The organism is Kribbella sp. VKM Ac-2566 (assembly GCF_004366005.1).
GTDB classification, from domain to species: domain Bacteria; phylum Actinomycetota; class Actinomycetes; order Propionibacteriales; family Kribbellaceae; genus Kribbella; species Kribbella pratensis.
Genome location: NZ_SODT01000013.1, coordinates 16742 through 41458, shown reverse-complemented (window position 1 = coordinate 41458; position 24717 = coordinate 16742). Strand labels below are relative to the sequence as shown.

Annotated in this window: 29 protein-coding genes; 6 read left to right on the top strand and 23 right to left on the bottom strand. The window is 69.5% G+C overall.

The window, feature by feature from the left end; translation table 11 throughout:
* Positions 1–11 precede the first annotated feature (11 nt).
* From EV647_RS30895 to EV647_RS30865, 7 genes are all read right to left on the bottom strand, one after another.
* On the bottom strand, positions 12–710 hold the full coding sequence (locus EV647_RS30895; RefSeq protein ID WP_134009261.1) for a MerR family transcriptional regulator: 699 nt from the start codon (positions 708–710) through the stop codon (positions 12–14).
* Complete coding sequence (locus EV647_RS30890; protein WP_133791200.1) at positions 697–1242, bottom strand: FHA domain-containing protein; 546 nt, start codon at positions 1240–1242, stop codon at positions 697–699. Before EV647_RS30890 ends, EV647_RS30895 begins: the two co-directional genes overlap by 14 nt.
* A 121-nt stretch (positions 1243–1363) precedes the next feature.
* Entirely contained in the window at positions 1364–1747 is a 384-nt protein-coding gene (gene gcvH, locus EV647_RS30885; protein WP_134009259.1) for a glycine cleavage system protein GcvH, read from the bottom strand.
* 14 nt (positions 1748–1761) lie between these two features.
* Positions 1762–2601 carry a DUF881 domain-containing protein gene (locus EV647_RS30880; RefSeq protein ID WP_134009257.1) on the bottom strand — a complete coding sequence of 280 codons (840 nt, stop codon included), beginning with the start codon at positions 2599–2601 and terminating at the stop codon, positions 1762–1764.
* Between the two features lie 2 nt (positions 2602–2603).
* Entirely contained in the window at positions 2604–2936 is a 333-nt protein-coding gene (locus EV647_RS30875; protein ID WP_130379362.1) for a small basic family protein, read from the bottom strand.
* Positions 2933–3793 (bottom strand): DUF881 domain-containing protein, encoded by an 861-nt coding sequence (locus EV647_RS30870; RefSeq protein ID WP_238175097.1) that lies wholly within the window; start codon positions 3791–3793, stop codon positions 2933–2935. Before EV647_RS30870 ends, EV647_RS30875 begins: the two co-directional genes overlap by 4 nt.
* Entirely contained in the window at positions 3790–4386 is a 597-nt protein-coding gene (locus EV647_RS30865; RefSeq protein WP_134009255.1) for a CDP-alcohol phosphatidyltransferase family protein, read from the bottom strand. The genes EV647_RS30870 and EV647_RS30865 overlap by 4 nt, the downstream gene beginning before the upstream one ends.
* A 193-nt stretch (positions 4387–4579) precedes the next feature.
* Here EV647_RS30865 and EV647_RS30860 point away from each other — a divergent pair, with 193 nt between their 5' ends.
* Entirely contained in the window at positions 4580–4948 is a 369-nt protein-coding gene (locus EV647_RS30860) for a YciI family protein (RefSeq protein WP_134009253.1), read from the top strand.
* Complete coding sequence (locus tag EV647_RS30855; RefSeq protein ID WP_134009251.1) at positions 4948–6150, top strand: RNA polymerase sigma factor; 1203 nt, start codon at positions 4948–4950, stop codon at positions 6148–6150. The genes EV647_RS30860 and EV647_RS30855 overlap by 1 nt, the downstream gene beginning before the upstream one ends.
* Here EV647_RS30855 and EV647_RS30850 read toward each other — a convergent pair.
* Entirely contained in the window at positions 6119–6889 is a 771-nt protein-coding gene (locus EV647_RS30850; RefSeq protein WP_134009249.1) for a trans-aconitate 2-methyltransferase, read from the bottom strand. The two genes, EV647_RS30855 and EV647_RS30850, sit on opposite strands and share 32 nt — an antisense overlap.
* Positions 6890–7047: 158 nt before the next feature.
* Here EV647_RS30850 and EV647_RS30845 point away from each other — a divergent pair, with 158 nt between their 5' ends.
* Both EV647_RS30845 and EV647_RS30840 read left to right on the top strand, forming a co-directional pair.
* Positions 7048–9270 carry a glycoside hydrolase domain-containing protein gene (locus EV647_RS30845; RefSeq protein ID WP_238177479.1) on the top strand — a complete coding sequence of 741 codons (2223 nt, stop codon included), beginning with the start codon at positions 7048–7050 and terminating at the stop codon, positions 9268–9270.
* Positions 9267–10559: a glycosyltransferase gene (locus EV647_RS30840; protein ID WP_134009247.1), complete on the top strand. Its 1293-nt coding sequence runs from the start codon at positions 9267–9269 to the stop codon at positions 10557–10559. The genes EV647_RS30845 and EV647_RS30840 overlap by 4 nt, the downstream gene beginning before the upstream one ends.
* A gap of 4 nt (positions 10560–10563) precedes the next feature.
* On the opposite strand, the gene EV647_RS30835 is transcribed toward EV647_RS30840, so the two are convergent.
* Genes EV647_RS30835 through EV647_RS30825 form a run of 3 tightly spaced genes read right to left on the bottom strand, consistent with a single transcriptional unit; the run spans position 10564 to position 13393 of the window.
* Positions 10564–10950: a VOC family protein gene (locus EV647_RS30835; RefSeq protein WP_134009245.1), complete on the bottom strand. Its 387-nt coding sequence runs from the start codon at positions 10948–10950 to the stop codon at positions 10564–10566.
* A 26-nt stretch (positions 10951–10976) separates the two neighbouring features.
* Entirely contained in the window at positions 10977–12611 is a 1635-nt protein-coding gene (locus EV647_RS30830) for a DNA polymerase Y family protein (RefSeq protein ID WP_238175099.1), read from the bottom strand.
* The gene (locus EV647_RS30825; RefSeq protein WP_238177478.1) at positions 12611–13393 is read right to left on the bottom strand and encodes a hypothetical protein; all 783 of its coding nucleotides are present in this window, start codon (positions 13391–13393) and stop codon (positions 12611–12613) included. Before EV647_RS30825 ends, EV647_RS30830 begins: the two co-directional genes overlap by 1 nt.
* Positions 13394–13468: 75 nt before the next feature.
* Here EV647_RS30825 and EV647_RS30820 point away from each other — a divergent pair, with 75 nt between their 5' ends.
* Together EV647_RS30820 and EV647_RS30815 are read left to right on the top strand one after the other, a co-directional pair.
* Positions 13469–13933: a PPOX class F420-dependent oxidoreductase gene (locus tag EV647_RS30820; RefSeq protein ID WP_134009243.1), complete on the top strand. Its 465-nt coding sequence runs from the start codon at positions 13469–13471 to the stop codon at positions 13931–13933.
* On the top strand, positions 13934–14680 hold the full coding sequence (locus EV647_RS30815) for a PIG-L family deacetylase (RefSeq protein ID WP_134009241.1): 747 nt from the start codon (positions 13934–13936) through the stop codon (positions 14678–14680).
* On the opposite strand, the gene EV647_RS30810 is transcribed toward EV647_RS30815, so the two are convergent.
* The 12 genes from EV647_RS30810 to EV647_RS30755 form a co-directional block, all read right to left on the bottom strand.
* The gene (locus tag EV647_RS30810) at positions 14646–15335 is read right to left on the bottom strand and encodes a GntR family transcriptional regulator (RefSeq protein ID WP_133791223.1); all 690 of its coding nucleotides are present in this window, start codon (positions 15333–15335) and stop codon (positions 14646–14648) included. The two genes, EV647_RS30815 and EV647_RS30810, sit on opposite strands and share 35 nt — an antisense overlap.
* 135 nt (positions 15336–15470) lie before the next feature.
* On the bottom strand, positions 15471–16406 hold the full coding sequence (locus tag EV647_RS30805) for a zinc-binding alcohol dehydrogenase family protein (RefSeq protein WP_134009239.1): 936 nt from the start codon (positions 16404–16406) through the stop codon (positions 15471–15473).
* A gap of 64 nt (positions 16407–16470) precedes the next feature.
* Positions 16471–17370, bottom strand: coding sequence for an amidohydrolase family protein (locus EV647_RS30800; protein WP_134009237.1), 900 nt, complete (start codon positions 17368–17370; stop codon positions 16471–16473).
* A 1-nt stretch (position 17371) separates the two neighbouring features.
* On the bottom strand, positions 17372–17761 hold the full coding sequence (locus tag EV647_RS30795) for a cupin domain-containing protein (protein WP_134009235.1): 390 nt from the start codon (positions 17759–17761) through the stop codon (positions 17372–17374).
* The gene (locus EV647_RS30790; RefSeq protein WP_134009233.1) at positions 17758–19317 is read right to left on the bottom strand and encodes an FAD-dependent monooxygenase; all 1560 of its coding nucleotides are present in this window, start codon (positions 19315–19317) and stop codon (positions 17758–17760) included. Before EV647_RS30790 ends, EV647_RS30795 begins: the two co-directional genes overlap by 4 nt.
* Before the next feature lie 3 nt (positions 19318–19320).
* Positions 19321–20046 (bottom strand): SDR family NAD(P)-dependent oxidoreductase, encoded by a 726-nt coding sequence (locus EV647_RS30785; protein ID WP_134009231.1) that lies wholly within the window; start codon positions 20044–20046, stop codon positions 19321–19323.
* A complete protein-coding gene (locus EV647_RS30780) occupies positions 20043–20738 on the bottom strand; it encodes a GntR family transcriptional regulator (RefSeq protein ID WP_133791234.1) in 696 nt (231 codons plus the stop codon). Before EV647_RS30780 ends, EV647_RS30785 begins: the two co-directional genes overlap by 4 nt.
* Entirely contained in the window at positions 20735–21568 is an 834-nt protein-coding gene (locus EV647_RS30775; RefSeq protein WP_134009229.1) for a fumarylacetoacetate hydrolase family protein, read from the bottom strand. The genes EV647_RS30780 and EV647_RS30775 overlap by 4 nt, the downstream gene beginning before the upstream one ends.
* Positions 21569–21610: 42 nt before the next feature.
* The gene (locus EV647_RS30770) at positions 21611–22006 is read right to left on the bottom strand and encodes a RidA family protein (RefSeq protein WP_134009227.1); all 396 of its coding nucleotides are present in this window, start codon (positions 22004–22006) and stop codon (positions 21611–21613) included.
* A gap of 4 nt (positions 22007–22010) precedes the next feature.
* On the bottom strand, positions 22011–23093 hold the full coding sequence (locus EV647_RS30765) for an Ldh family oxidoreductase (protein ID WP_134009225.1): 1083 nt from the start codon (positions 23091–23093) through the stop codon (positions 22011–22013).
* On the bottom strand, positions 23090–23887 hold the full coding sequence (locus tag EV647_RS30760) for an ABC transporter permease (RefSeq protein WP_238177477.1): 798 nt from the start codon (positions 23885–23887) through the stop codon (positions 23090–23092). Before EV647_RS30760 ends, EV647_RS30765 begins: the two co-directional genes overlap by 4 nt.
* Complete coding sequence (locus EV647_RS30755) at positions 23884–24705, bottom strand: ABC transporter ATP-binding protein (RefSeq protein ID WP_134009223.1); 822 nt, start codon at positions 24703–24705, stop codon at positions 23884–23886. Before EV647_RS30755 ends, EV647_RS30760 begins: the two co-directional genes overlap by 4 nt.
* Positions 24706–24717: the final 12 nt, after the last annotated feature.

Below are 24717 nucleotides of genomic sequence, written 5' to 3'. Positions count from 1 at the left end.
TGTGGACAGCCTTACGAACGCGGGAGGCGGGAGCGGACCAGAGCGGTGTGGAGACGGACGGTGAGGGCGGCCAGCTCGCCGGTCTGCTCGGTACGGCGGGGCCCGGTGACCTGTTCGATCAGGCCGACCTCGCGGTCCGCCGCCGTACGGAACGCCCGCAGGTGCCGAGGTTCGAGACCGTACGCCGCCAGCTCGGCCGCGACCTGCGCGATCACGATCGCGTCACCGCCGTAGTGGTTGCCGCTGGCTACCACCAGCCCGTGACTCTCCAGCTCGTCGAGCAGTTCGGACGGTACGCCGGCAGCGGCCCGCAGCTCGTCCCGGGTCAGCCGCAGCTCGGTGCCGGTAGCACCGAAGTCTTCAGGGACGGGCTGACCCGGTGTCTGCGGCAACGAACTCGGCGCGACCGGCGGACCGGCAGCAGCCGGCTGCAGACCGCGGTCGATCGCACCGAGGTGTTCCTTGATCACTTTCAGCGGCAGGTACTGATCGCGTTGCGCCGTCAGCACGTACCGCAACCGGTCGAGGTCGGCGGCACTGAACTTGCGGTAGCCCGACGCCGTACGGGCAGGCGTCACCAGCCCCTCGGCCTCCAGGAACCGGATCTTGGAGATCGTGACGTCGGCGAACTCGGCCTGCAGGAGCTGCAGCACCTCTCCGATGCCGCGGCCTCCCACAGGGCCTTCGGCGCTGGGATCAGGCTTGGCCACTGGCGTAGTACACCAGCCGGTACTTGCCGATCTGGACCTCGTCGCCGTTGGTCAGCTGGACCTCGTCGATCCGGTCACGGTTGACGTACGTGCCGTTCAGGCTGCCGACGTCGCGGACCTTCACGCCGTACGGGTCGCGGCGGAACTCGGCGTGCCGGCGCGACACCGTCACGTCGTCGAGGAAGATGTCGCTGTCCGGGTGCCGGCCGGCGGTGACCACGTCGACGTCGAGCAGGAAGCGGCTGCCCGCGTTCGGTCCGCGCTGGACGATCAGCAGGGCGGATCCGGCCGGCAGCGCGCCGACCGCGGCCGCGTCGTCCGCGGACAGCGGCTCGCCGGTACGTTCCGGCTCCGGCTCGGCGCCGATCGGGGTCAGCATCGCCGTGTCGGTGACGCCCGGCGTCGGCTGCTGCGGCTGGTGAGCCGCCGGGGCTGCCGCCGGGCGGTCCGCGCCAGGCAGCATCGCTCCGCACTGCGAGCAGAACCGGCTGCCCTCGGAGTTCTCGTGCCCGCACTGGTTGCAGAACGGCATGCTGTGATCCTCCCGATCGCCGGTGGTCCGGCGACGTTTTCGATAGACCCCGTGGTAACAGTGTGGACATGGACCTCAACCCTCGACCAGCGGTTGAGGTCCGTAACTTATCAGCCCTGATTCAGGCTTGGTCGAGCTGGGCCTGGTAGGCCTCGGCGTCCATCAGCGCGGCCACCTCGGCGGTGTCCTCGACGTCGATGTCGAGCAGCCAGCCCTCGCCGTACGGGTCGCTGTTCACCAGGTCCGGCTGGTCGGCCAGCGCCTCGTTGACAGCGGTCACCGTTCCGTTCACCGGGGCGAACAGGTCACTCACGCTCTTGGTCGACTCCAGCTCGCCACAGGCATCGCCGGCCCGCACGACGCTGCCGACGTCGGGCAGCTGCACGAACACGATGTCACCGAGCTGGTCCTGCGCGAAGTCGGTGATGCCGACCCGCACGGGCCCTTCCTCGCCTGCCTTCAGCCACTCGTGCTCGGCCGTGTACTTCAGGTCTTCGGGGTACACCTTTGTCCTCGTTTCTACTTCGTGGGGCTGGGCGCCGGGCGAGCGTAACGATGCTCCTCCGGCGCGTGCAAGGCAGTGATCGAGACGCTCTCGAGCTCGTTGACCTCGGCGGTTCCCCCCACCTGCGGGCCGGTCACCTCACTGACCAGACCGCCCGGGAAGTTCGCCGCCTCGGACAGGTTGTGGGACTCCCCGATCGCCTCGATGACGTACGGCGAGTTCACCTTCTGGCCGTCGATCCCGATTCCCGGGGCGTCGTCCACGAAGTCCGTGCTGGCCACCACCCGGACCGCTCCGTTGATCTGGATGGCCTCGGCGCCGGCGTCCCGCAGTTCCTCGATCGCGTCCAGCAGGTTGCTCGACGTCATCTTGCCCTGCGGGTCGTTCAGCGTGATCCGGACCCCCGGGCCCTGCGCGGGCAGCGTACCGGCGAGGATGCCGAGGGTGCGGACCTGCGCCTCCGCCTGCTCGCGGGCCGTCTGTGCCTTGTCGGCGCTGGAGGACAGCGAGTTCTTCCGCTCCTCCAGATCGGCGATCTCACCCTCCAGCCGCCGGGTGTTCTGCCCGAGCCCGTCGAGGATCGCGATCAGGTCCTCGCGGCGGGCGTTCTGGTAGCCGTCGTCGGCCCGGTTCACCCGGACCTGCACGACCGCGACACAGGCCACCAGGGCGAGCACGACCGCGACGATCGCCTGGCCGCGGGACGGCTTGAACCCGGCCCGCAGCCTGCGCAGCGCCAGGTTCGGCGTCCGCGGCTTCGGCATCGGCGTCGGGGTCTGCGGCTGCGGCGGCTCGACCGCGGCCTTGTCCGGCTGGTCCGGCGTGTCCGGTTTGTCAGGTTTCTCGTCGCTCATGATCAGGCCCGGAAGATGTGCCGGCGGATCGCGGCCATGTTGGTGAAGATGCGGATGCCGAGGACGACGACCACACCGGTGGACAGCTGCGACCCGACGCCGAGCTGGTCGCCCAGGTAGACGATCAGGGCCGCGATCAGCACGTTGGACACGAACGACACGACGAACACCTTGTCGTCGAAGATCCCGTCGAGGAACGCGCGCAGCGCGCCGAACACCGCGTCCAGCGCGGCCACGACCGCGATCGGCAGGTACGGCTGCGCCCAGTCCGGTACGTCGGGCGCCACCAGCAGACCGACGACGACACCGATCACCAGCCCGAGTACGGCGATCATCTCGTTCCCACCTTCGCGTAGCGCAACGCGATGGTCGCATCGGCCGGCACCAGCAAGGAGTCCTCCGTCGTGATCGTCATCCGGACATCGAAGTTGCTCACCAGGTACTGCACCCACTGCCCGCCCGAGCTCTGCGCGAACCGGGCCGGCATGGTCGCGGTGTCCCCGATCGCGAGCACCGTGTACGGCGGGGTCAGCGAACTGTAGTCAACGGTGATGGCACTGCCCGCACCGCGGATCGCGGTCAGCGACGTGATCCGGTGACCGTTCACCGCGATCGCCTCCGCACCGGACGTCCACAGGCCGTTGACCAGCTGCTGCAGGTCGACGTCGAGCAGCCGGCCTTCCTTGGCGTCGGCATTCTTGGCGTCGTCGATCACCGCCTTGATCCCCGGGCCGGTCACCGCGATCGCTCCGGTCTGCAGCTCGAGGTCGTCGAGCTTCTGCTGCAGCGCGGCGCCCGTACTGTCGTTGCTCAGTCCGCTCGCCTGCAACCGGCGTACCTCGTCGGCGAGCCGGGACTGGTTGTTGCGCAGCACGGTCAGCCGGTTGTCGGCCTGGTTGATGCGGGTGATCAGCTCCTTGCGCTGCTTCTCCGCCTCCGGTGCGCTGCGGTAGTTCTGCGCGGCGGCGACCGCGAGCAGGAAGCCGAGTACGGCGGCGGCCACCACGAGCATGATCCGGTGCCGGGATCGGGCCTGCTTGCCGTCCTGGTTCGAACGGGTGCGAGCGGCGACGGCGTACCCCTCGTCGATGGGGTGCGCCATCAGGTTGTTCAGCAGCGACATCGACGCGTCGACGCGCCGTGGCTGCTGGGTCGGCGGCTGGGTCGGCTGCTCTGGGGCTTGCTGGGTCACCCTGCCGGGCCCTTGATCGGTTTGACCGTCTGGATCAGGTGCCGCAGCTGGGCGAAGTACAGCGCGCCGGCCCAGTAGTACAGACCGGTCCCCCAGATCGCGAACGCCCAGCCGAACACGCGGGCGAGCAGGTTGAGGGTGCTGTCGCCGTCGCCGAGCAGGAGCAGCGGGAACGCGTACAGCAGGCAGAACGTGGCGGACTTGCCGAGGAAGTGCACCGGCAGCGCGTTGAACCCGCGGCGGTGCAGCGCCGGCAGCGTGAAGGTGAGCAGCAGGTCCCGCAGCGGCAGCGCGATCGCCAGCCACCAGGGGATGATGTCGCGCAGGGCCAGGCCGATGACGGTCGCGAAGATGTACAGCCGGTCGGCCACCGGGTCGAGCATCTGACCCAGGCGACTGGTCTGGTTCATCCGGCGGGCGATCTGGCCGTCGGCCCAGTCGGTGAACCCGGACACGGCCAGCACGAGCAGGGCCCAGCCGTCTTCCTTGGGTCCGAGGACCAGCCACAGGAACAGTGGCACCCCCAGCAACCTCAGGAAGCTGAGCGCGTTCGGGATCGTCCACACCCGGTCGGACACTTCCAAGTCCGGCACGCGACCCCTCCCTCTCTCCACCCTGGATACCCGTCGTAACTCTACTGGGGAGCCCCGACAGGTTTACGCCCGGCCGTCCCGGGGCACGCCCCGGCTTTCCCCTGATACCAGAACGCGCCGTTTTCCCCGCCGCTACGCCTGCGACGAACCGGTGACCCGATCGATACCCAAGGGTGATGCTTACCCTGAGCAGATGAGGTTCCTGGTACTGATCTACGGCAACCCGGAGTCCCGCGCGGTCTGGGACTCGCTGACCGACGAGCAGAAGAAGGAAGGCATGGCCGGGTACGCCGCTCTGCACGAGGCGCTCGCCGTGCAGGGTGAGCTGGTCGCGTCGGAGTCGCTCGACGCCCCGGAGCTGACCAAACAGGTCCTGGTCCGCGACGGTAAGCCGCTGACGACGGACGGCCCGTTCGCCGAGGTGAAGGAGCAGTTGGCCGGCTTCTACCTGCTGGACTGCGACTCGATGGACCGCGCGGTGGAGATCGTCGCGCAGATCCCGGAGGCGCCGTTCAGCGTCGTGGAAGTGCGTCCCGTACGTGACCTCAGCGCGTTCAGCTGATGCTCGAGGAGCTGCTCCGCGAGCAGGCGCCCCAGGTGCTCGGCGCACTGGTCCGGCGGTACGGCGACTTCGACGCGTGCGAGGACGCCGTACAAGAGGCCCTGCTGGCCGCGTCGCTGCAGTGGCCGGGTGAAGGTGTTCCGGCCAATCCGCGCAGCTGGCTGATCACGGTCGCTTCGCGGCGGCGGATCGAGGTACTGCGGAACGAGGCGGCCCGGACGCGGCGGGAGGAGACCGTCGCGTCATGGACTCCCCCGGAGCCTGCGTCGTCGGAGGACGACTCACTGACATTGCTGATGCTGTGCTGTCATCCGGCACTGACGCCGCAGTCGCAGGTGGCGCTCACACTGCGCGCCGTCGGCGGGTTGACGACCGGGGAGATCGCGCGGGCCTTTCTGGTGCCGGAGGCAACGATCGGGCAGCGGATCAGCCGGGCGAAGGCGAAGCTCCAGGGTGCGCGGTTCGCGATGCCGCCGGCGGCGGAGCAGCCCGAACGGCTGGCCGCCGTACTGCATGTGCTGTATCTCGTCTTCAACGAGGGCTACACGGCCTCGTCCGGTACGTCGCTGCACCGGGTCGAGCTGAGTGCGGAGGCGATCCGGTTGACACGCCAGCTGCATGCTTCGTTGCCGGCCGAGGGTGAGGTGACCGGGCTGCTCGCGTTGATGCTGCTGACCGACGCGCGTCGGCCTGCCCGTACGACGGCGGACGGGGCGCTGGTGCCGTTGCCGGAGCAGGACCGGTCGTTGTGGGACAAGGCGGCGATCGCCGAGGGCACCGAGTTGATCGAGTCGACGTTGCGATCGGCGCCGGTCGGGCGGTACCAGCTGCAGGCGGCGATCGCCGCGGTCCACGACTCGGCGGCGGACGCCGACGAGACCGACTGGCGCGAGATCCTGATGCTGTACGAACTGCTCGAGGCGACCGCGCCGGGTCCGATGGTGACGCTGAACCGGATCGTCGCGGTCGCGATGGTGCACGGCCCCGCCGCCGGGCTGGCGTTGCTCGACGACGTGGATCCGGCGTTGAAGGAGCACCATCGGCTGGCCGCCGTACGGGCGCATCTGCTCGACCTGTCCGGCGAAGGGGCTGCCGCGCGATCGGCGTACGAGCTCGCCGCGCGGCTCACCCAGAGTCTTCCCGAGCAGCGCTACCTGCGGTCGCGCGCGGCTAACCTGCGATCTTCGGCCGGCCCCAGCTGAGCTCGGCCTGGATCGTCAGGTCGAGTACGCCGTCCTTCGCGTACGGACGGAGCGCTTCCGCGACACCGGCGTCGAACGCGGCAGCCTCGTCGGCGGGCATCAGGTCGCGGGCCAGGCTGGACGTGGAGTGCAGCCTCTCGATGTAGTTGGCGACCGTCTGCCGGTATTCGACGCGCGTGGTGCGCGCCGTACCGGTGAGGTCGAGCAGGCCGCGTTCGACGATCGCGTCGACGACGTTGAACTTCGGGTCGTAGTTCTGTTTGCGCGAGTGCCGCTCGATCACCGGGATCAGCTCAGCCGTCCACGGCTCCTCGACCGGGCCGTGCTCGATGACGACGAGCTGGGCGTTCGGCGTCAGGTGCGGGACGATTCGCGCGAACGTCTGCTCCCACGGCATCCAGTGGATGCTCGCCCCGGCCGTCACCAGTGCGTACGGGCCGTCGAGGTCGGCGGCCTCGATCGGGTTGACCTGCCAGGTGAGGTTCGGGTGGTCGCCACCCGGGCGCTGCTTGCCCGCCGCGACCATCGGCGCCGAGAAGTCGATCGCGTCGATGTGCTCGACCCGCGGCGCGAGCGGCCGCGCGATCGCGCCTTCACCGGCGCCGATGTCGAGCACCCGCCGCGGCTCGTCGGCGATCAGCTCCTCGAGCCGATCGAACACCTCGTCCGGGTACGGCGGCCGATGCTGATAGGCCTCCGCCACTGCCTCCTGCTGGAACGTCGCCGCAAGCTCAGTCATGTCTCGGAGCCTAGACCGGGCCGCACCACCCGATCACCGGATTCTGCTGCCGGCCGACGAGCGCGCTCGTAACCTGCCCGACTCCTTCGAACACGCGCCTGAAACACGCGCTTCCTACTTTGAGAGTCCACATCAGCCGCACGAGGCGGTGAGGCCCGATGATGTCCGAGCACGTCGACCCGTTCATCGGGACCGGCGCCACCGACCTGCCCACGCCCAAGGGCCTGGCCGCGACCTGGTGGTGGCCCAAGCCGCAGGTCGGCAACACCCATCCGGGCGCCACGCACCCCTTCGGGATGGTGTCGGCCAGCCCGTACTCCGGGGCCTACCCGACCGGTTACGGGCTGTACGACTTCAACACCGAGGGCGTGCCCGACCTGTTGTACGACCGCCCGGTCGCCTCCGGCTTCACCCACTTCCAGCAGTCCGGCACCGGCGCGATCCGCAAGTACTACAACTACTTCCGGGTCACGCCGATGCTCGGCCCGCTCGACGACCTGGGCACCGCCTGGGACCTGCTCGACGAGGTGGCCGAGCCCGGGTACTACGCGGCGACGCTGAGTTCAGGGGTGCGGTGCGAGGTGACCGTCGGCCCCAAATCGGCCGTCCACCGGTACACCTTCCCGGCGAATGACGCCGCCCGGATCGTCATCGACGCCTCGACCGGCGGTCTGGCCATCCCGCACAGCCAGACCGTGCCGCTGAAGGCGCACCTGGCGATGCTGGAGCCGGGGGTGGCTCAAGGGGAGATCCACGTCGAGGGTGTGCCGCTGGCCGTACACCTGGAGGTCGACGCCCCCGGCTGGCGGCAGCTGCTGTGGTACGACCGGCGCCTCATGCCCGGCGGCACCCGCCTCGACTTCGACTACATCCGGCCGACCACACTGCGGCCCTTCGGGCTGATGTTCATGGGCCCTTCGCGCGCCGAGCAGACCGTCGAGGTGCGGCTGGGGTTCTCCCTGCGCGGGTGTGCGACAGCCCGCGACAACCTGCACGCGGACGTCGGCAGCATCCAGGCCACCTTTGCCGGCCGGCGCGATCACACGGCAGCCACCTGGCGCGACCACCTCGGCAAGGTCTCGATCAAGTCCGAGTCCGATGACCAGGCAACGGTTTTCGGCACCGCGCTCTACCACTCGCTGATCAAGCCGTGCTTCGCCCCGGACGAGAGCCCGTCGTGGACGACCGAGGGCCCGTACGCCTTCGACATCTGCACCATGTGGGACATCTACCGCACCCAACTGCCGCTGATGACCACGCTGTTCCCGCAGCGTTCGGTCGAGCTGGCCGGCGCGCTGCTGTCGATCTGCGAGCAGGAGGGCAACCTGCCGATCGGCTACCGGATGGCCAAGGGCGCCGACCGGTTCTCCCGGCAGGGCAGCGCCCTCGCGCACACCTTCTTCGCCGACCTGTGCCAACTGGATCTGCCGGGGATCGACTGGGACTGGGCCATGGTGCACCTGGAGATGGACCTGCGCCGGACGTACGGCGAGGACTATCTGGTGCACGGTGTGGCGCATCCGATCAGCCACACCCTCGACCTGGCGTACGCCTACCACTGCACCGCGGCGATCGCCGGCAAGGTGCGTGACCGGATGCTGGCCCAGCAGATGCGCGACCTCGCCCAGGGCTGGCGGGCGGCGTACGACCCGGGCACCGGCCTGTTGCGCGACTCGACGTTCTACGAGGGCGGCCGGTGGAACTACTCCTTCCGGCTGCTGCACGACATGCGCGCCCGGATCGCGCTGACGGGCGGAGACGAGGCGTTCGTCCGGCTGCTCGACCGGTTCTTCGGGTACGGCGCCGTACCGGTCACCCAGCCGGGAGTGGCTCCGAGCGTGGCCGAGATGGACGCCGGGTACGGCCTGTGCAGGTTCGAGGGACTGAACAACGAACCGGACTACGAGGCGCCGTGGTCCTACCACTACGCCGGACGGCCGGACCGAACCGCCGAGGTGGTGCATGCTGCGGTCGCCAACCAGTTCGGCACCGGCCGGGGCGGGCTGCCGGGTAACGACGACTCCGGCGGGCTGTCCGCGTGGTACGTGTGGGCGACGCTCGGGCTGTTCCCGGTGGCCGGCCAGAACCTGTTCCTGGTGAGCGCGCCGGCCGTGGCGGAGTCCACGACCCGGCTGCCCGAGGGCGAGCTGTCCATCACCACCACAGGTTTCGAGCCGGTCGAGGCAGGAGGACCGGTCTCCTACGTCCAGTCCATCGCGGTGGACGGCAAGACCCTGGAACGCCCCTGGATCTCCGGCCGGGAACTGCGGCACATCCGCAACCTGCACATCGAGCTCGGCCCTCGGCCCTCGGGCTGGGGCACCCGGATCAGGCCACCGTCCACATCCGACCCGCTGCACCCCACTGGAGGTGACGCATGAACATCCCGTCCACGCCCAACCGCCGTCTGGTCGTTGTCGTCCGCGCCGATCCGGTGATCTGCGGGCACTCCGGTGAGGCCCGGTGCCTCGCGGAGGTGGCGCTCACCCGCGGGTACGACGACGTACGGATCGTGACCTGGCCGTTGGACGCGCTGGAGGCGGCCGGGCTGCCGTTGAAACCACTCGACCGCGTGCTGCCGTACAGCCCTGGGATCACCGTGGAGCGGCCCGATCCCGTCGGCGACTACCGGGTTCCGGACGGGCGCTACCTGTCCGGGCTCATCGGGCGGCTGGTCGAGCTGTTCAGCGACGGGGTGCCGACGGTGGCGATGTCGCTGTACCTGAGCCCGCACGCGATCGCCGTACAGGAGGCCGTCCAGGTGGCGCGCCGGATCGGGCCGGCGCGGGTCACCACGGTGGCTGAGGCGGTGGGCTCCGACATCACCAACGTGGTGCGCGAGTGCGTGGACACCGGCCGGTTCGGGGCGGCCGCGCACATCCTTTCGGTCTACCTGGCGGCCGACCACTGCGTGGCGGTCTCGGAGTACACCAGGGACCTGATCGTGGCCTCGGCGGCGACCCTCGACGGTATGCACGGCACGACGTTCGCGCAGCAGTGCCGTGAGCGGATCGCCATCTCCTACCCGGCGGTCGATTCCTCGTCCTACCTGTCACTCACCGATGACGGGATCGGCGAAACGCTTACCCGTCGGGGCCTTTCGCGGGACGGGTACGTGCTGTTCCTGTCCCGGATCGCCTCGGCGAAGGGCGTCGACGACCTGATCGACGCCTACGCCGGGTCGCGGTCGGCCGAGCAGGTGCAGCTGGTCCTGGCCGGGCGCGGTCCGCAGGAAGACGAGGTACTGGCGCGGGTGGCGGCAGCGGGGCTGGGCGAGCGAGTGCGGGTGCTGACCGATGTGGACGACGCGGAGAAGCCGGCGCTGATGGCCGGGAGCGCGGCGTTCGTGCTGCCGACACGCGAGCAGCCGGAGTTCGTGGAGACGTTCGGAATCGCGCTGGTCGAGAAGGCTCTCGCCGGTGGCGGGCCGATCATCACCTGCGCGACCGGCGGTGTGCCCGAGGCCGTCGGTGATACGGCCTTGCTGGTGCCGCAGCGTGATCCGGCCACGCTGCGGACCGTGCTTGACGAGGTCGTGTGCGACTGGACCCGCGAGCAGCGCGTGGCGGCCGAGCGGCGCGCTCGGGAGTACGCGTTGCAGTTCGACCGGGTAGCGGTGTTCGACCGTCTCTTCGCGCGCGCCGAGTCTCCCGCCGTCCACGTCGCCTGACGGCCTACTCGCTGTCCCAGACGGTCGAGTGCTGCTCGAAGTGCGCCGGGTCGCTGTGCACCGGGATGACGCACAGCAGATGCCCGCCCGGGGCACGGAGGGTGTGGCACCCCTGCCAGCTCGCGACCTCGACCGCGCCGAGCCCGGTCAGGCGGGCGACCTCGGCGGCGACGTCGTCGGTCTCGATGTCCAGGTGGTACCGCGGCTCGTCGTCGACCGACTGGATCGCGGTCACGTACCCCGGGACGGCGTCGTGGAGGCTGATGAACTGTGGCTCACCCTCCGGCGAAGACGTCCGTACGCCGAGAGCCTTGGACCAGAACGCCGTGGCGTCCGGCACCTCGTCCCGCTTGACGTCGATCAGAAACGTGGAAATCCGGCTCCGATGCATGAAGTCAACCTATGTTGGCGAGTTGATCAGTCGTAAGTGGCTTGGGCGTGCCAGGTGGTTCGGCAGAGGGTGAAGAGCCAGGCGCGGGTGTCGGCGGTCTGGAACTGGAAGCGGGCCTGGCGGGACTCGGTGCTGGGGTCCCACCAGCGTTCCGCGGTGAGCCAGGGTCCGGCCCAGGCGGTGATCGGGTGGATCTTGTTGCTGTCGGCAACTTGAACGCCGGGGCCGCGGGCCGGGAGCAGGGTGAACGCGGTGGGTACGCCGGACAACTCGCCGCGGGCACTGACCGACACCTGGGTGCCGTCCGAGGCGAACACCTTCGCGGGGATCGGCTCCGGGAAGACCATGGTCGGCGCCAGCGCCGGCCAGCGCTTCGCCGTACCGATCGAGCCGGTGATCGAGCCGGGCCAGGGCTGGTCCGGCGGCCGTGCCGGGACCGCCGGATCACCCCACGGGACCAGCGTCTGCCGCTCCGCGAACCCGCGACCGCCGCCGATCACCACCGACACCACCGCACCGTGACCGAGCATGCTCTGCACCCGCGACAACGCCCGGTGGATCCGCTCGTCCGGACCGCCGCCCCACAACCCGTCGACATGCGCGCCGACCGGATCCGCCTGGTCCGGGACCAGCCGCACCCGGACGACCGGTGACGTCAGCTCGCTGGTCGCCGTACCGCTCCCCTGCAGTTGCCAGCGCACCCGGTCCACCACGTCCGCCGCGGTGAACCAGCGCGGGTGCAGCCACTCCCGCTCGTGGATCCGCCCGGACTCGGTGCCGACCTCGACCCGCAACGTCGTACACACCAGCCCGAGCTCGGTCAGCCGGGCGATCAGCTCGTCGGCGACCGCCCGGACCGCGAACGCGACCTGGTCGACCCGGTCCACGGACGGCTCGAAGTCGAGCGTCCTGGTGAGCTCCGGCGGGATCTCCCGGCCGGTCACCGGGCGGTCGTCGTACCCACGGGCCAGCCGATGGGCGAAGGCGCCGTCCGGACCGAACCGGGTCAGCACCTCGGTCCGGGGCAACTGCGCGAACGCACCCAGCGACCGCAGCCCCAGCCGGCGCAGCAGATCCGTGAGCGCCGGCTGCTCGAGTACGTCGACCGACAGCGGCGCGAGGAACTCCGGTGAACCGTCCGGCGGCACCACGTGCACCCGGGTCCGCGCGGAACTCACCCGGGCCGCCTGCTCCGCGGCGAACGGCCCGTCGGCGATCCCGATCCGGCTGCCGTGCACGTCGTACGTCTCGAGCCGGTCGAGCAGCTTCCCCGCGGCCGCCTCCTCGCTGCCGTAGAACCGTGCCGGGCCGCGCGCCTTCAACGCGCACATCCCCGGCCGGATCACCTGCACGCCCGGCGTGATCGCCTCCAGGCACGAGATCACCGGGTCGAACGCCCGCGCGTCGATCACCGGGTCGTACTTCAGCACGACCAGCTCCGGGCACCGCGACTGCGCGTCCCGGGCCCGCTGCCCGCGCCGCACCCCTTCGGCGCGCGCGGTGGCGGAGGTGGCAAGCACCTTTCCCTTCTCCAGTACGGCGATCGGCTCGTCCGGTGATCGCCCGGTCGCCACCGCGGCCGCCGCCACCGGCCAGTCCGGCACCCAGATCACCATCGTCCGGGTCAGCCCGTTCACCAGCCCATTCATCAGCCCGCCCATCAGCCCACCGCGCCGATCTGGTCCGCCCACTCCTCCGGCCGGGCTTCCGAGGTCCCGGTGGAGCGGATCGTGCCGTCGGGGGCGGGCAGCCAGAGCTCGTGACGAGCGCGTACGGCGGCGCGCCGGCCGGTCACCGCGACGGTCGCACGGCGGGCGGTGAGCAGGCCTTCGCCGTCGCCGAGTCCGGTCCAGGTGTTGCTCTCGATCTCGAACCGGGCCTCGCTGCCGGGCCAGGACCCGTACGCGATCAGCATCGCGCCGCGGGTCCGGAGCCGCGCGGCGAGCCGGGACGCCTCCCCCGGTGTCACCTCACCGGGCGGGCGGACGACCACCACGGTCAGCGCGTCGACCAGCGCGGCGACGACGCTCAGCCACTCGGGCCCCGGATCCGGAACGAGCACGAGACGCTCCAGGTCCACCCCGAGCCCGCGCGCCGCCTCGGCCCCGAACGACGGCACGCCGACCACACCGCACCAGGCGCCCTCCGCGGACGGACCGGCCATCAGCGCCATCACCAGCGCGGCACTCCCCCGCACCGAGTACACCGAACCGCCGCGCAGGCTCGCTCCCGCCAGCAGCTCACCCACTGCCGGATGCGTCGGCAGCTCCCGGTCCACCCCCGCCGTGTCCAAAGCCTGCTGCACCCGAGCCACCGACGGCGCCTCGGCGGCGGCCTTCAGCAATGACTTCTGGGCAGACTTCCGGTCCTTGGCCTGAGCGAGGAGCAGACGGGCCTGGTCGAGCGCCGTGACCCGACTCGCCGTTGCCTCGCTCCCCGTCATACTCCCATGTTCGAACACCTGTTCGAACAAGTCAATCCGGTCGCCCACAGCCGCCCAGCACATAGGGTAGGAGGCATGCCGAGGACTATTGCGACCAATACCAAGGTCGGGCTCGACGGGTTGCTGGAGTTTGTGCGGCCGCGTCATCACATGCTGCTGATGACCACCCGGGCCGACGGGACGGTGCAGGCTTCGCCGGTGTCGGGCGGTGTGGACACGGAGGGCCGGATCGTCATCTCGTCGTACCCGGAGCGGGCGAAGAGCACGAACGTGAAGCGGGCCGGCAAGGCCAGCGTGGTCGTGCTGTCGGACGAGTGGAACGGCGCGTGGGTGCAGGTGGACGGCAGCGGTGAGGTGATCGAGCTGCCGGACGCGGTGGAGGCGCTGGTCGACTACTACCGCTCCATCTCCGGTGAGCACCCGGACTGGGACGAGTACCGCGAGGCGATGGTGAAGCAGGGCAAGTGCCTCATCCGCATCACCCCGGAGCGCTGGAGCCCGATCGCCACCGGCGGCTTCCCAGCACATCTCGCTGATTAGATGCGGACGGCGCTGGTAGTCCACGCACACCCCGACGACGAGGTGTTCGCCACCGGCGCCGCCACGTCTGTGCTGAACGAGCAGGGCTGGCACGTCGTACTGCGGGTCGCTACCGCCGGCATGCACGGAGCCCTCGATCATCTCGGCGCCTCCTGCGCACTGCTCGGGATCAACGAGTGGGACTGGCTGGGAGCGGTGGACCAGTGGGTCGACGACGGCGGTCGCGCTGGACCACGGTCATTGGCCGCGGCATCGCCGGACGACGTGGCCGAAGCGATCGAGGTCGCGGCCGCCGTGATCGAGCCGGAGCTCATCCTCACAGTCGGCAGTGACGGGCTGACAGGTCACCCGGACCACATCGCCATCTCACAAGGGGTGCAGCGCGCACTCCGGCGCGTCGACTGTCGTGCGCTGGGTGCACGCGTGAGAGCCCAGGACGTGCGTGCGGGTGAGCAACTGATCCAGCAACTCGCGCCGGGTCAGCAGGTCGGGTCAGGCCACGTCAAAGGGTGCGATGCACCGCTGGAGGAGATCGGCGGAGCGTCCGAGCAGCGACGGCGGCAGGCACTGGACGAGTACTACGACGGCCTGGGCAGCAAGCCGCTCGAAGAACTCCTAGGAGTGCACCGGGCGAGCAGCGACGGGCTGCTGCTGCGTGCGGTGTTCGACGCGACCGGCTGGCAGCAGGACCGGTTCGAGGAGCTCACTGCCCTTACTGCTTCGAGCGACGCGCCATCGTCTCGGTGATGCGCTGCATGGCGCCTTCGAGGTGCTCGCGCAGCGCTGCCTCCGCACCCTCCTCGTCGTGCGCCAGGCACGCGTCGAGAATCGCCTGGTGCTCGCGACGGGTCTGCTCGATCCGGGCCTTGGTCTGCCGCGAACCGAACCGGTAGCGCTCGCTGTTCTGCCAGACCGGCTCGATCGCCCGCGGCAGCCACCGCGAACCGCCGGCCCGGTAGATCGCGAAGTGGAACTCGGTGTGCGCCTGCCGGGACGCGATGTTGTCGCCCAGCTTCGACAACCGGACGTGCTCGGCCAGTGCGGTCCGGGCGGCCGCCGCGTCCGAGTCGGAGAAGCGTGTCGCGGCCGCACGCACTGCCAGGGACTCCAGTGCCAGCCGGGTCTCGTGGGTGTCGCGCAGGTCCTCCATCGACAGCTCACGCACCCAGGCGCCCTTGTGCGGGACGATCTCGACCAGTCCGAGCGCCGCCATCCGCCGGAGCCCTTCCCGGATCGGCATCTGGCTCATGTCCAGTCGCTTGGCGAGCTCCTCCAGCCGGAGCGCCGTACCGCTGGGAAGTTCGCCGGACAGGATGAGTTCGTGCAGCTCGGCGGCAGCTTCCTCGGCGAGCGTACGACGCCCGGTCGGCCCCCCAGGCGTGAGCTCGAGTCGTCGGATCATCAGTAGCGGGCTGCCTCTCTCCTCTTGAGCTCTGGAGGTACCGTAGCCGCCGACCGGGTATCTGGCGGCCTTCGACCACAGATTGCTCAGCTCAAAGCCCAGCAAACATGAGCGGTCTAGGCCACTGGTGCTCTCTCAGAGACCTGTCAGGTCGAGCAGAACCCGGCCTGCTTGCCGGTCCAGCACGTCGCCGATCCGCTCTGCCGGTACGACCTCGTAGTCCGCTCGCCAGGACACCGCTGCGATATCGGCCAGCGCCTGACCGACCGCATCCGGCGCCAGCGTGGTCCGCTGCAGGTTCACGGGCAGCACCCGCAGGTCCCGGCCGATCAGCTGGTGCAAGTCGATCGTGGTGAACTCACCGGCCTTGTAGCCCAGTGCTGCGATCCGTCCGCCCGGAGAGATGTGCCCGAGCACCCCACCGGCCACCGGACCGCCCATCGTGTCGATGACTGCGTCGCACCACGGAAGCTCTCGGCCCACCTGTCCCAGACCGTCCACACGGACCAGCTGATCCACCACTCCGGTCGCACCGTCGGCGCGGTCGTCCAGCGACACCAGGCCGATCACCCGGGACGCACCGGCCGACCGTGCGATCGCAGCACACATGTGCCCGACCAGACCGGTGACACCGGTGACCACGACCGTCTCACCCTCTTGTACGTCGGCAACCCGTCGTACGGCGGTGTGTGCCGTCAACGCCGGCGTCATCAACGCGAGCGCCGTACCCGGCTCCAGCGAGGACGGCAGCCGGTGTACGGCGGCATTCGGAACGACGGCGTACCGGCCCCAGACACCGTCCCGTGTCACGCCGACGCCCTCACCACGGACCACGACCGGCGTGCCCGCCTCAAAAGCGTCCGACCTCACGACCACACCGGCTCCCTCGGAGCCCGGCATGAACGGCACGGACGGCTGCTTTCCGGCCAGTGTCGACCGGTCCAGTGGAGTCACCGCGGCCAGCCGCATCTCCACCAACGTCTCACCCGGACCGGCGGTCAGCTCGACCTCTTCGGCCTTCAGCTGCTCTCCCGGTCCATGACTGCGCAGGACAGTCCCCCGTGTACTCACGCCTCTTCCCCGTTCCCCACGATTTGATATCTGATCACAACCACGACCAGACGCAACCCACGTCTCACCACTCGGCGACCTCCTTCGCCAGCGGCCGCGTCAGCACCTCGGCCGCGGCGGACCGGTCGGTGGACACTTCGTCGCTGCCCATCGGGAACGGCCAGTCGCTCCCGGCCAGCACCCGCTCGGGCCCGAACGTCTTCGTCAGCAGCTCCAGTACGGCGTCGTCGTGGACCAGGTCGTCGACGTAGAAGCGGCGCAGGGCCTCGGCCACCGGCAAGGACACCGGCTCGATCCCCGGGCGTTCCTGGTCGATCCCGCGCTGCCACCGTCCGGCGACGGCCGCCGTCACACCACCCCCATGGCACAGACAGAACCGGATTCCCGGGAACCGCCCCGGCACGTCCGCGAAGACGAGCGAAGCCGCCGCCAGTCCGGTCTCGTACGGATTCCCCAACAGGTTCGACAGGTAGAACGAGTCAAGGCGCTTGTCGTCACTGTGTCCCGGGTGAATCAGCGTGAACGCCTCCAGCGCGTCCAGCACTCGCCACACCGGATCCAGCCCGGCGTAGCTCGGCGTACCGAGGGCAAAACCGCTGAAGACGCCCTCACTGGCCAGTCCGGCAGCTACAGAGGGTGCAGCCGGGTCGAGCAGCGGTAGGTGCCCCAGCACGCGCAGCTGCGGTGTGGCGAGCTCCCGGAGCCCCTGGTTCACCAGCTCGGTCCACTCGAGGCTGGCGTCGTACCGGAAGAGGGCCGGCGGCACTGACACCACAGCACCGTCCAGGTCCTGTGAGGAGATCCAGTGCAGCAGTGCGGCCGGGTCGGCGAGCCGGCGCAGCGGCAGCCGCTCCCCGTCGACGACCAGCGAGCCTCTGTCGACGGACAGCCCGAACTCACCCCGATGTGCCGCCGCCAGCACGGTCGGCGGGATCAGGTGCGTGTGGATGTCCCAGCCGGCCATGTCAGCGGGCGTCCTCGTCGTTGTCGTAGAAGTCCGGACGCTCCGGGTAGTGCGGACCGTCGTACACCTCCAGCAGGACAGAGGTCTCCTCGGCGCGCGTGGGACCGTGGACGACGCCCTTCGGGTTCCAGTAGAAGCTGCCCTTGGTCAGCGTCGTACCGGTCGGCAGGTACACGTACCGGCCGGACAGGCAGAACATGAACTGGTTCGAGGCGTGCTTGTGCTCCGACGGGATCCCCGAGCCCTTCTCGAACCGCACCAGTGCGATCGACGCCTCGGTCACCGGGTCCCGCCACAGCATCTTGTGGGACAGGCCGTCCAGCGACTTCTCCACCCACTCCAGGTCCTCCGTCTGCAGCAGAATCTCCTGCAAGGGCTGGTCAAAACTCATGGCGCCTCCCGTCCTGTGACGCGCATGTACAGCTCCTCCGCCACACCAGTACCCATCGGAGCTACCGCGGCGATGTGACCGTCCGGCCGGATCAGTACGACGCTGTCCGCCGGTACGCCGTACCTCTTGGTGGCGACGCTGCCCGGATCGAACAGGGCCCTGTCACGCAGACCGGAGTCGTGCGGCGCATCCCACCGGGACACCGCGTAGTGCTGCAACGCGGGCGACTCGTTCACCGGGATCTCCGGCCGGCGCCGTACGTCGGTGAAGTAGAGCGCCACGAACGAGTCGCGGCACAGGTCATGGATCGACGTACGACCGGTCGGGCTCTGCAGCACCAGGTCGGGCGCCCGGTCCCCCGCCCGTACGGCGGGCGGTGCGGCGGAGGTAGCCACCATCGACCAGTCGCCCACACCCTCGACATCCAGCCGCACGCTCAGCAGCGTCCTGTTGTACGCCGTGGCCCACGCTCCCGTGTCCTCGGTGACAGCACCGCGCTGGAAGGACATGTACTTGCGGGCCGCCTCCGCCATCTCGCCCGAGCCCTCGATCGCTACCGGCCGCTGCTCCCGCTCGTAGCCGTCCAGCAACGACGGATCAGCCCAGCCACGCAGCACCCAGGCCAGCCGCCACGGCAGGTTGGACGCGTCCAGCGCACCCGTGTTCAGACCGAGCGCCCACATCGGAGTGATCAGGTGTGCCGCGTCACCCATCAGGAAGACCTTGCGGTCCTTGGTCCACTGCTCGGCGACCCGGTGGTGCACGTTGTAGACGACCGAGCCCATGAGCTCGATCCGGTCCACCTCGCCGATGAACTGCTTCACCTTCACCAGCAGGTCCTCGTCACCCGGCGCGTCGGCGCCGGGTGCCAGCGGGAACAGGAACCGCCAGTTGTCCGGCTGCCGGATCAGCACCATCCACTCGGACTTGTCCGCGAAGTACGCGAGGTACGGGTAGTCCCGCGCGTTGTCGACGTCCAGGTCCACCACGACGTCGATCAGCATGTACCGCTCGGGCAGGGTCTCCCCCACCACCTTCACCCCGAGCGCATCACGGATCCGCGAACGCCCGCCGTCACAGGCCAGCAGGTACGACGCTTCCAGCTCCTGCGGGCCGTCAGGGGTCTCCAGTTGCAGTACGACGCGATCGTCGCGGACCTCGAACGACGTCATCCGGTGCTGCGTCCGCACCGGCTCCGGAAGAGCTGCCGCCAGCAGCGGCTCCATCTTCTGCTGCGGCAGGTTGATGACGAACGGGAACTGGGTGTCGTTCACAAGCTCGGCCAGCTGCACCGAGGCGCGCGGAGTGTTGGTGGCCCGGTCGATGTCGCCGATCTCGTCGATCCGCAGCGCGGCGCCGAGGATGCCGTCGACCGCGCCGTACCGGTTCCAGATCTCAAGCGTCCGGCTGAGCGTCGTACCGGCCTTGGTGTCGGACGACAGGACGGCGTCCTCCTCCAGCAGCACGTACGGGATGCCGTAGTGCGCGAGACCGAGCGCGGTGGTCAGACCGATCGGTCCGGCACCCACCACGGCAACAGGCAGCTGTTCAGTCACTTACTACTCCACAAAGCTCGTGAGCTTGGCAAAGGCACGTTCCCGGGTCAGCAGCGACCCGGTCATCGCGGCCGCGTCGGACAGCAGGAACAGCAACGGGCCGACCACGTCCTCGGGGTCGCCGATACCTATGGTGTCCTCCCAGTGGTCCCGGTCCGCACCGGCGTTCGCACCTCGGAACTGCTCCGTGTCGATCACCCCTGGCGCGACCACGTTCACCCGGACCCGGTCGCCGGCCACCTCCACGGCCAGCGTCTTGGCGAACGCCACCAGCGCCGCCTTGCTCGCCGCGTACGCCGCAGCGCCCGCAAACCCGGTCGACGCCATCCCGGACGTGAACACCACCACCGAACCGGACTGCCGCGCCACCATGTGCGGTACGACGGCCTGACACGCCCAGACAACACCGTCCAGATTCACCTGCAACGTCCGGGTCCACTCGGCCGCATCCATCTCCAGCACCGTCGACCGCGGCTGCACCGCCGCACCCGCGACCAGACCATCGATACGCCCGTACCGCTCCAGCACACCCGCCACCGCAGCCTCGACCGCGGACCGGTCAGCCACGTCCACCACGACGTACTCGACGCCTTCCACCGGTGCAGTGACGTCGAAGACGACCGCAGTACCACCTGCAGCGTTCACTGCGGTGGCCAGCGCCGCACCGATTCCTCGGGCGCCACCTGTGATCACCACGACCTCACCGGTCGCGTCGAAGCGCACCTTCACGGCGTCTCCTTCTTTGACGTCATGGTCTCCGTGATCCGCTGGAACGCGCCGGCCAGGTGACTGCGCAGCGCCTGCTCGGCCGCGTCCGGGTCCCGTGCCACGCACGCGTCCAGGATCGCCTGGTGCTCCTGCCGGCTCCGCTCGATCAGGAACGCGGTCGGACGGCTGCCGAACCGGTAGCGCTCGCTGTTCTGCCAGACCGGCTCGATTGCTCGCGGCAACCACTGTGAACCACTGGCCCGGTAGATCGCGAAGTGGAAGTCCGCGTGAGCCTCACGTGCACCCGTGGAGTCCTCGGCGCGTGACAACCGGAGGTGCTCGGCCAAGGCGGCCGCTGCCTTCGTCAGGTCCTCTTCGGTGAAGCGGAGTGCAGCCGCGCGTACGGCGAGACTCTCCAACGCCAGCCGCGTCTCGTGTGTGTCTCGCAGGTCCGACAGCGACAGGTCACGCACCCACGCGCCACGGTGGGGGATGATCTCGACCAGCCCCAATGCCTCCAGCCGGCGCAGACCTTCACGCACTGGCATCTGGCTCATCTCGAGCCGACTGGCCAGCTCCACAAGGCGAAGAGGCGTACCACTGGGTAGCTCACCGGACAGGATCAGCTGGTGCAGCTCCGCGGCCGCGTGCTCCGCGAGAGTACGGCGACCACTCTTGCCGCCACCTGGCAACAGCTCCAACGGCCCGCTCATACCCGAGCCACCCGATTACGCAACGAGCCGAGCTTGTCGGACCGGGTGACGATCACGTCACCGTCCTGCAGGAACACCTGTGGCTCGCGGGCGTTTCCGATACCGGCCGGCGTACCCGTGAGCAGCAGGTCCCCCGGGCGCAACGTCATACCGAACGACAGCTCACTGATAAGCGTTGCGACATCGAACGCCATCTGCCGCGTCGACGCGTCCTGCCGCACCTCGTCGTTCACCAGGCACTCCAGGTGAATGTCCTGTGGGTCGCCCACCTCGTCGGCGGTGACGATCCAGGGACCCAGCGGCATGGTGTCGTCGATGCTCTTGCCCTTCAGCCACTGCCCGCCGTGCGCACGCTGCAGGTCCCGCTGCGACACGTCGTTCGCGAGCGTGTAGCCCCAGACGTGGCCGAGCGCCTCGTCGACCGGGATGTTCTTGCCCGTCTTGCCGATCACCAGCGCGACCTCGGCCTCGTAGTCCCACTTTGCCGAGATCGCCGGGTCCCAGGCGATGTCGTCGTACGGGCCGATCACCACGTCCGGACCTTTGGTGAAGAACGTCGGGTGCTCGGGCCGGTCCACGTCCTGGCCCTCGCGCTTGCCCTTGCTCTCCTCGAAGTGGTCCCAGTAGTTCCACCCCGTGCACAGGATGTCGCGCCGGAACCGCCGCAGCGGCGCCCGCAGAATCCCTTCGCTGTAAGGGATCTTGTCCACCACCTCGGCCGGGCCGGCGATCACCTCGGTCAGATCCGTTGCGTCGAGCAACAGAACCGCATCGCCGTCGAGTACGCCGGGCCGCTCGCTGCCGGCGTACTCCACCATCACGTACTTCATCTCAGGTCCACTCGACGCCACGCATCACGAGTTCCCCCCTGGTCATGCGACCACGGCGATCGCGTTGATCTCGATCAGGTAGTCGGGGTGCGCGAGCTTGCTGACCTCGACCATCGTCGAGGCCGGCAGCGGCTCGGTGAAGTACTGCGCCCGGATCTCGTGGATCTTGGCGAAGTCCTCCATGTTGCGCACGTAGACGTCCACCCGGCAGACGTCCGCGAGCGTGCCGCCGGCCGCCTCGACCGCCGACTTCACGTTCTCGCACACCTGCCGGGTCTGTTCGCGGACGTCCCCGACGCCGGCGATGCTGCCGTCCGGCCTGCGGGCGGTCATCCCGGAGACGAACACCAGCCGCCCGGTCGCCTCGATCGTGGTCGCCTGTGAGAACACCCCGTTCGGGCTCCGCAGCGCGTCGGTAGAAATCTGTGTCTTCGGCATCAGCTCACACCATCCTCGACGGGACAACGGCGCCGACTGCGCGTGCGGTCGCCAGCAGCCCGTCCAGTCCCGACCTTTCGATCCGTACGCCGTTGCGCCGCTGCTGCGCCGCCCGCTCGGCCTCGATCTCCCCCGGCAGGTACAGCCGGTTCACCCCCGGCGCCGTCGCACTCCCCCGGACCCGGGCGGCCAGCCCGGACGAGCGGCGCTTGAAGTCTTCGACGCCGCCCATCAGCTCCGGGTCGATCGCCAGGAACAGGTGCGCGCAGTCGTTCGGCCGGTCCGGCTCCCGGTACAGCGGGCGGACCTGGTCGCCCCACCCGCCGCCGCTCAGGACGCCGGTGAGCACGTCGATCATCAGCGCCAGCCCGAAGCCCTTGTGGCCCGCGGCCGGCAGCAGCATGCCCAGCACCGCCTCGTCCGGGTCCGTGGTCGGCGTGCCCGAGGAGTCGGTGGCCCAGGTGTCCGGGATCGGCCGCCCGGCCGAGGCCGCGAGCCGGATCTTGCCCAGGGCAACAGCCGACAACGCCATGTCCAGGACGATCTCCACACCGGCCGTGGTCGGCACCGCGATGGCGAGGGGGTTGTTGCCGACCAGCCGCTCCGCACCGCCCGGGGCGGGCATCAGCGGCGTGGTGTTCGACATCGCGATACCGATCCGCCCCGCCTGGCCGGCTTGCATCGCCCAGCGGCTGGCCGCGCCGAAGTGGTGGGCGTTGCGCACCGAGACGATGCCGATCCCGTACCGGCCGGCGCGCTCGATCGCGTGCCGCATCGCCTGCGGGCTGGACAGCTGGCCCATCCCGCCGCGGGCGTCCACCACCATCGCGGCACCGGCGTCGAACAGGATGTCGAGCTCGCGTTCCCGGGTCACACCGCCGGCGTTCAGGCGTTCGACGTACATCGGGACCAGCATCACGCCGTGCGAGCTGACGCCCCGCAGGTCGGCCTCGACGAGCGCCGTGGCGATCTCGGTCGCGTCCGCGGAGTCGAATCCGAGCGCCGTGAACACCCCCGCCACGGTCGCCTCCAGCCACTCCGGCCGAACCAGCACCCGCCGATCCGCATCAGAAGCCTGAGCCGTCATCGCTTCTCCTGTGCCCAAGGCAGGAGCCAGTGCTCAAGGAGGACCAGGGCGTAGAACAAGACGATGCTCATCACGCTCAGCAGGGTGATCGCGGCGAACGCGAGGGTGGTGTCCGCGCTCGCGCCGGACTGCTGGATCACGTACCCGAGCCCCTTGGTGGCGCCAACGAACTCGGAGATCACCGAACCGATCACCGCCAGCGAGATCGCCACCTTGAACCCGGTGAAGATCTGCGGCATCGCGTACCGCAGCCGAAGCTTGAAGAACTCCTGCGCCCGGCTCGCGTTCAGCGACCGCATCAGCTCGACCAGCTCGGTCGGCGTCGACTTCATGCCCTGCGCGGTCGAGATGACGATCGGGAAGAAGCACATCAGCAGCACCATCACGACCTTCGGCCACTGCCCGAAGCCCATCCAGATCACCAGCAGCGGCGCGATCGCCACCTTCGGGATCGAGTTCACCATCAGCAGCAGCGGGTACGCCAGCCGCTCGAGGATCACCGAGCGGACGATCACCAGCGCGATCGGCACACCGATCACGATCGCGAGCAGGAAACCCTCGATCGTCTCGAGCAACGACGTACCGGTTTCCTGCAGCAGGTAACCGGGCTGCTCGAAGAACTTGACCACCACGTCCCACGGGCTCGGCAGCAGGTACGGCTGGATCGAGAACGCGACCGTCGCGCCCCACCACAACCCGATCGCGGCGGCCAGGCCGATGATCGGGAGTACGACGGCGGCCACCGGGGAATCGGTCAGCCAGGTCCGTTTCGGCATCGTCCGCCGGGTCGTCACGGCCGCACCTCGTCGACCGGACGCACCTCGCCGGGCACACCCGGCTCGCCGGACTCCTTCTCGGCCAGCAGCGCGTGCAACCGGCCGCTGATCGCGGCGACCTCGGTCAGGTGCGCGTTCTGGCCGAGGCTGCGCGGCCGCGGGATGTCGATGTCGACGACCTCCCGCATCCGGCCCGGCCGCGGGGTCAGCACGACCACCCGGTCGGCCAGCAGGACGGCCTCCTCGATCGAGTGCGTGACGAACACGATCGTGGTGGACAGTTCCATCTTGATCCGCTGCAGTTCCTCGGACAGCTCGGTCCGGGTGAGCGCGTCGAGCGCGGAGAACGGCTCGTCCATCAGCATCACCTGCGGGTCGCGGATCAGCGACCGGCACAACGACACCCGCTGCTGCATGCCGCCGGACAGCTCGTGCGGCAGCCGCCGCTCGAACCCCTGCAACCCGACCAGCTCGAGCAGCTGACGGGCCCGGTCCCGGTACGCCGCCTTGCCGCGATCCCCCTGGCCCTTGTCGATCTCGACCGGCAGCATCACGTTCGACAGCACCGAACGCCACGGCAGCAGGGCCGGCCGCTGGAACATGAACGAGACGTCCCGGCGCGGTCCGGTGACGGGCTGCCCCGCCACCTGAACCGCACCGGACGTCGGAGGCAGGAGTCCCGCGATCAGCCGGAGCAGCGTGGACTTGCCACAGCCGGACCGGCCGATCAGCGTGACGAACTCACCGCCGCGAACGTGCAGGTCGATCTTCTCCAGGGCGGTCACCTGGCCCTCGCGTCCGTCGAAGACCTGTCCCACGCCGTCCAGGCGAATCATCCGGTTCCAGTA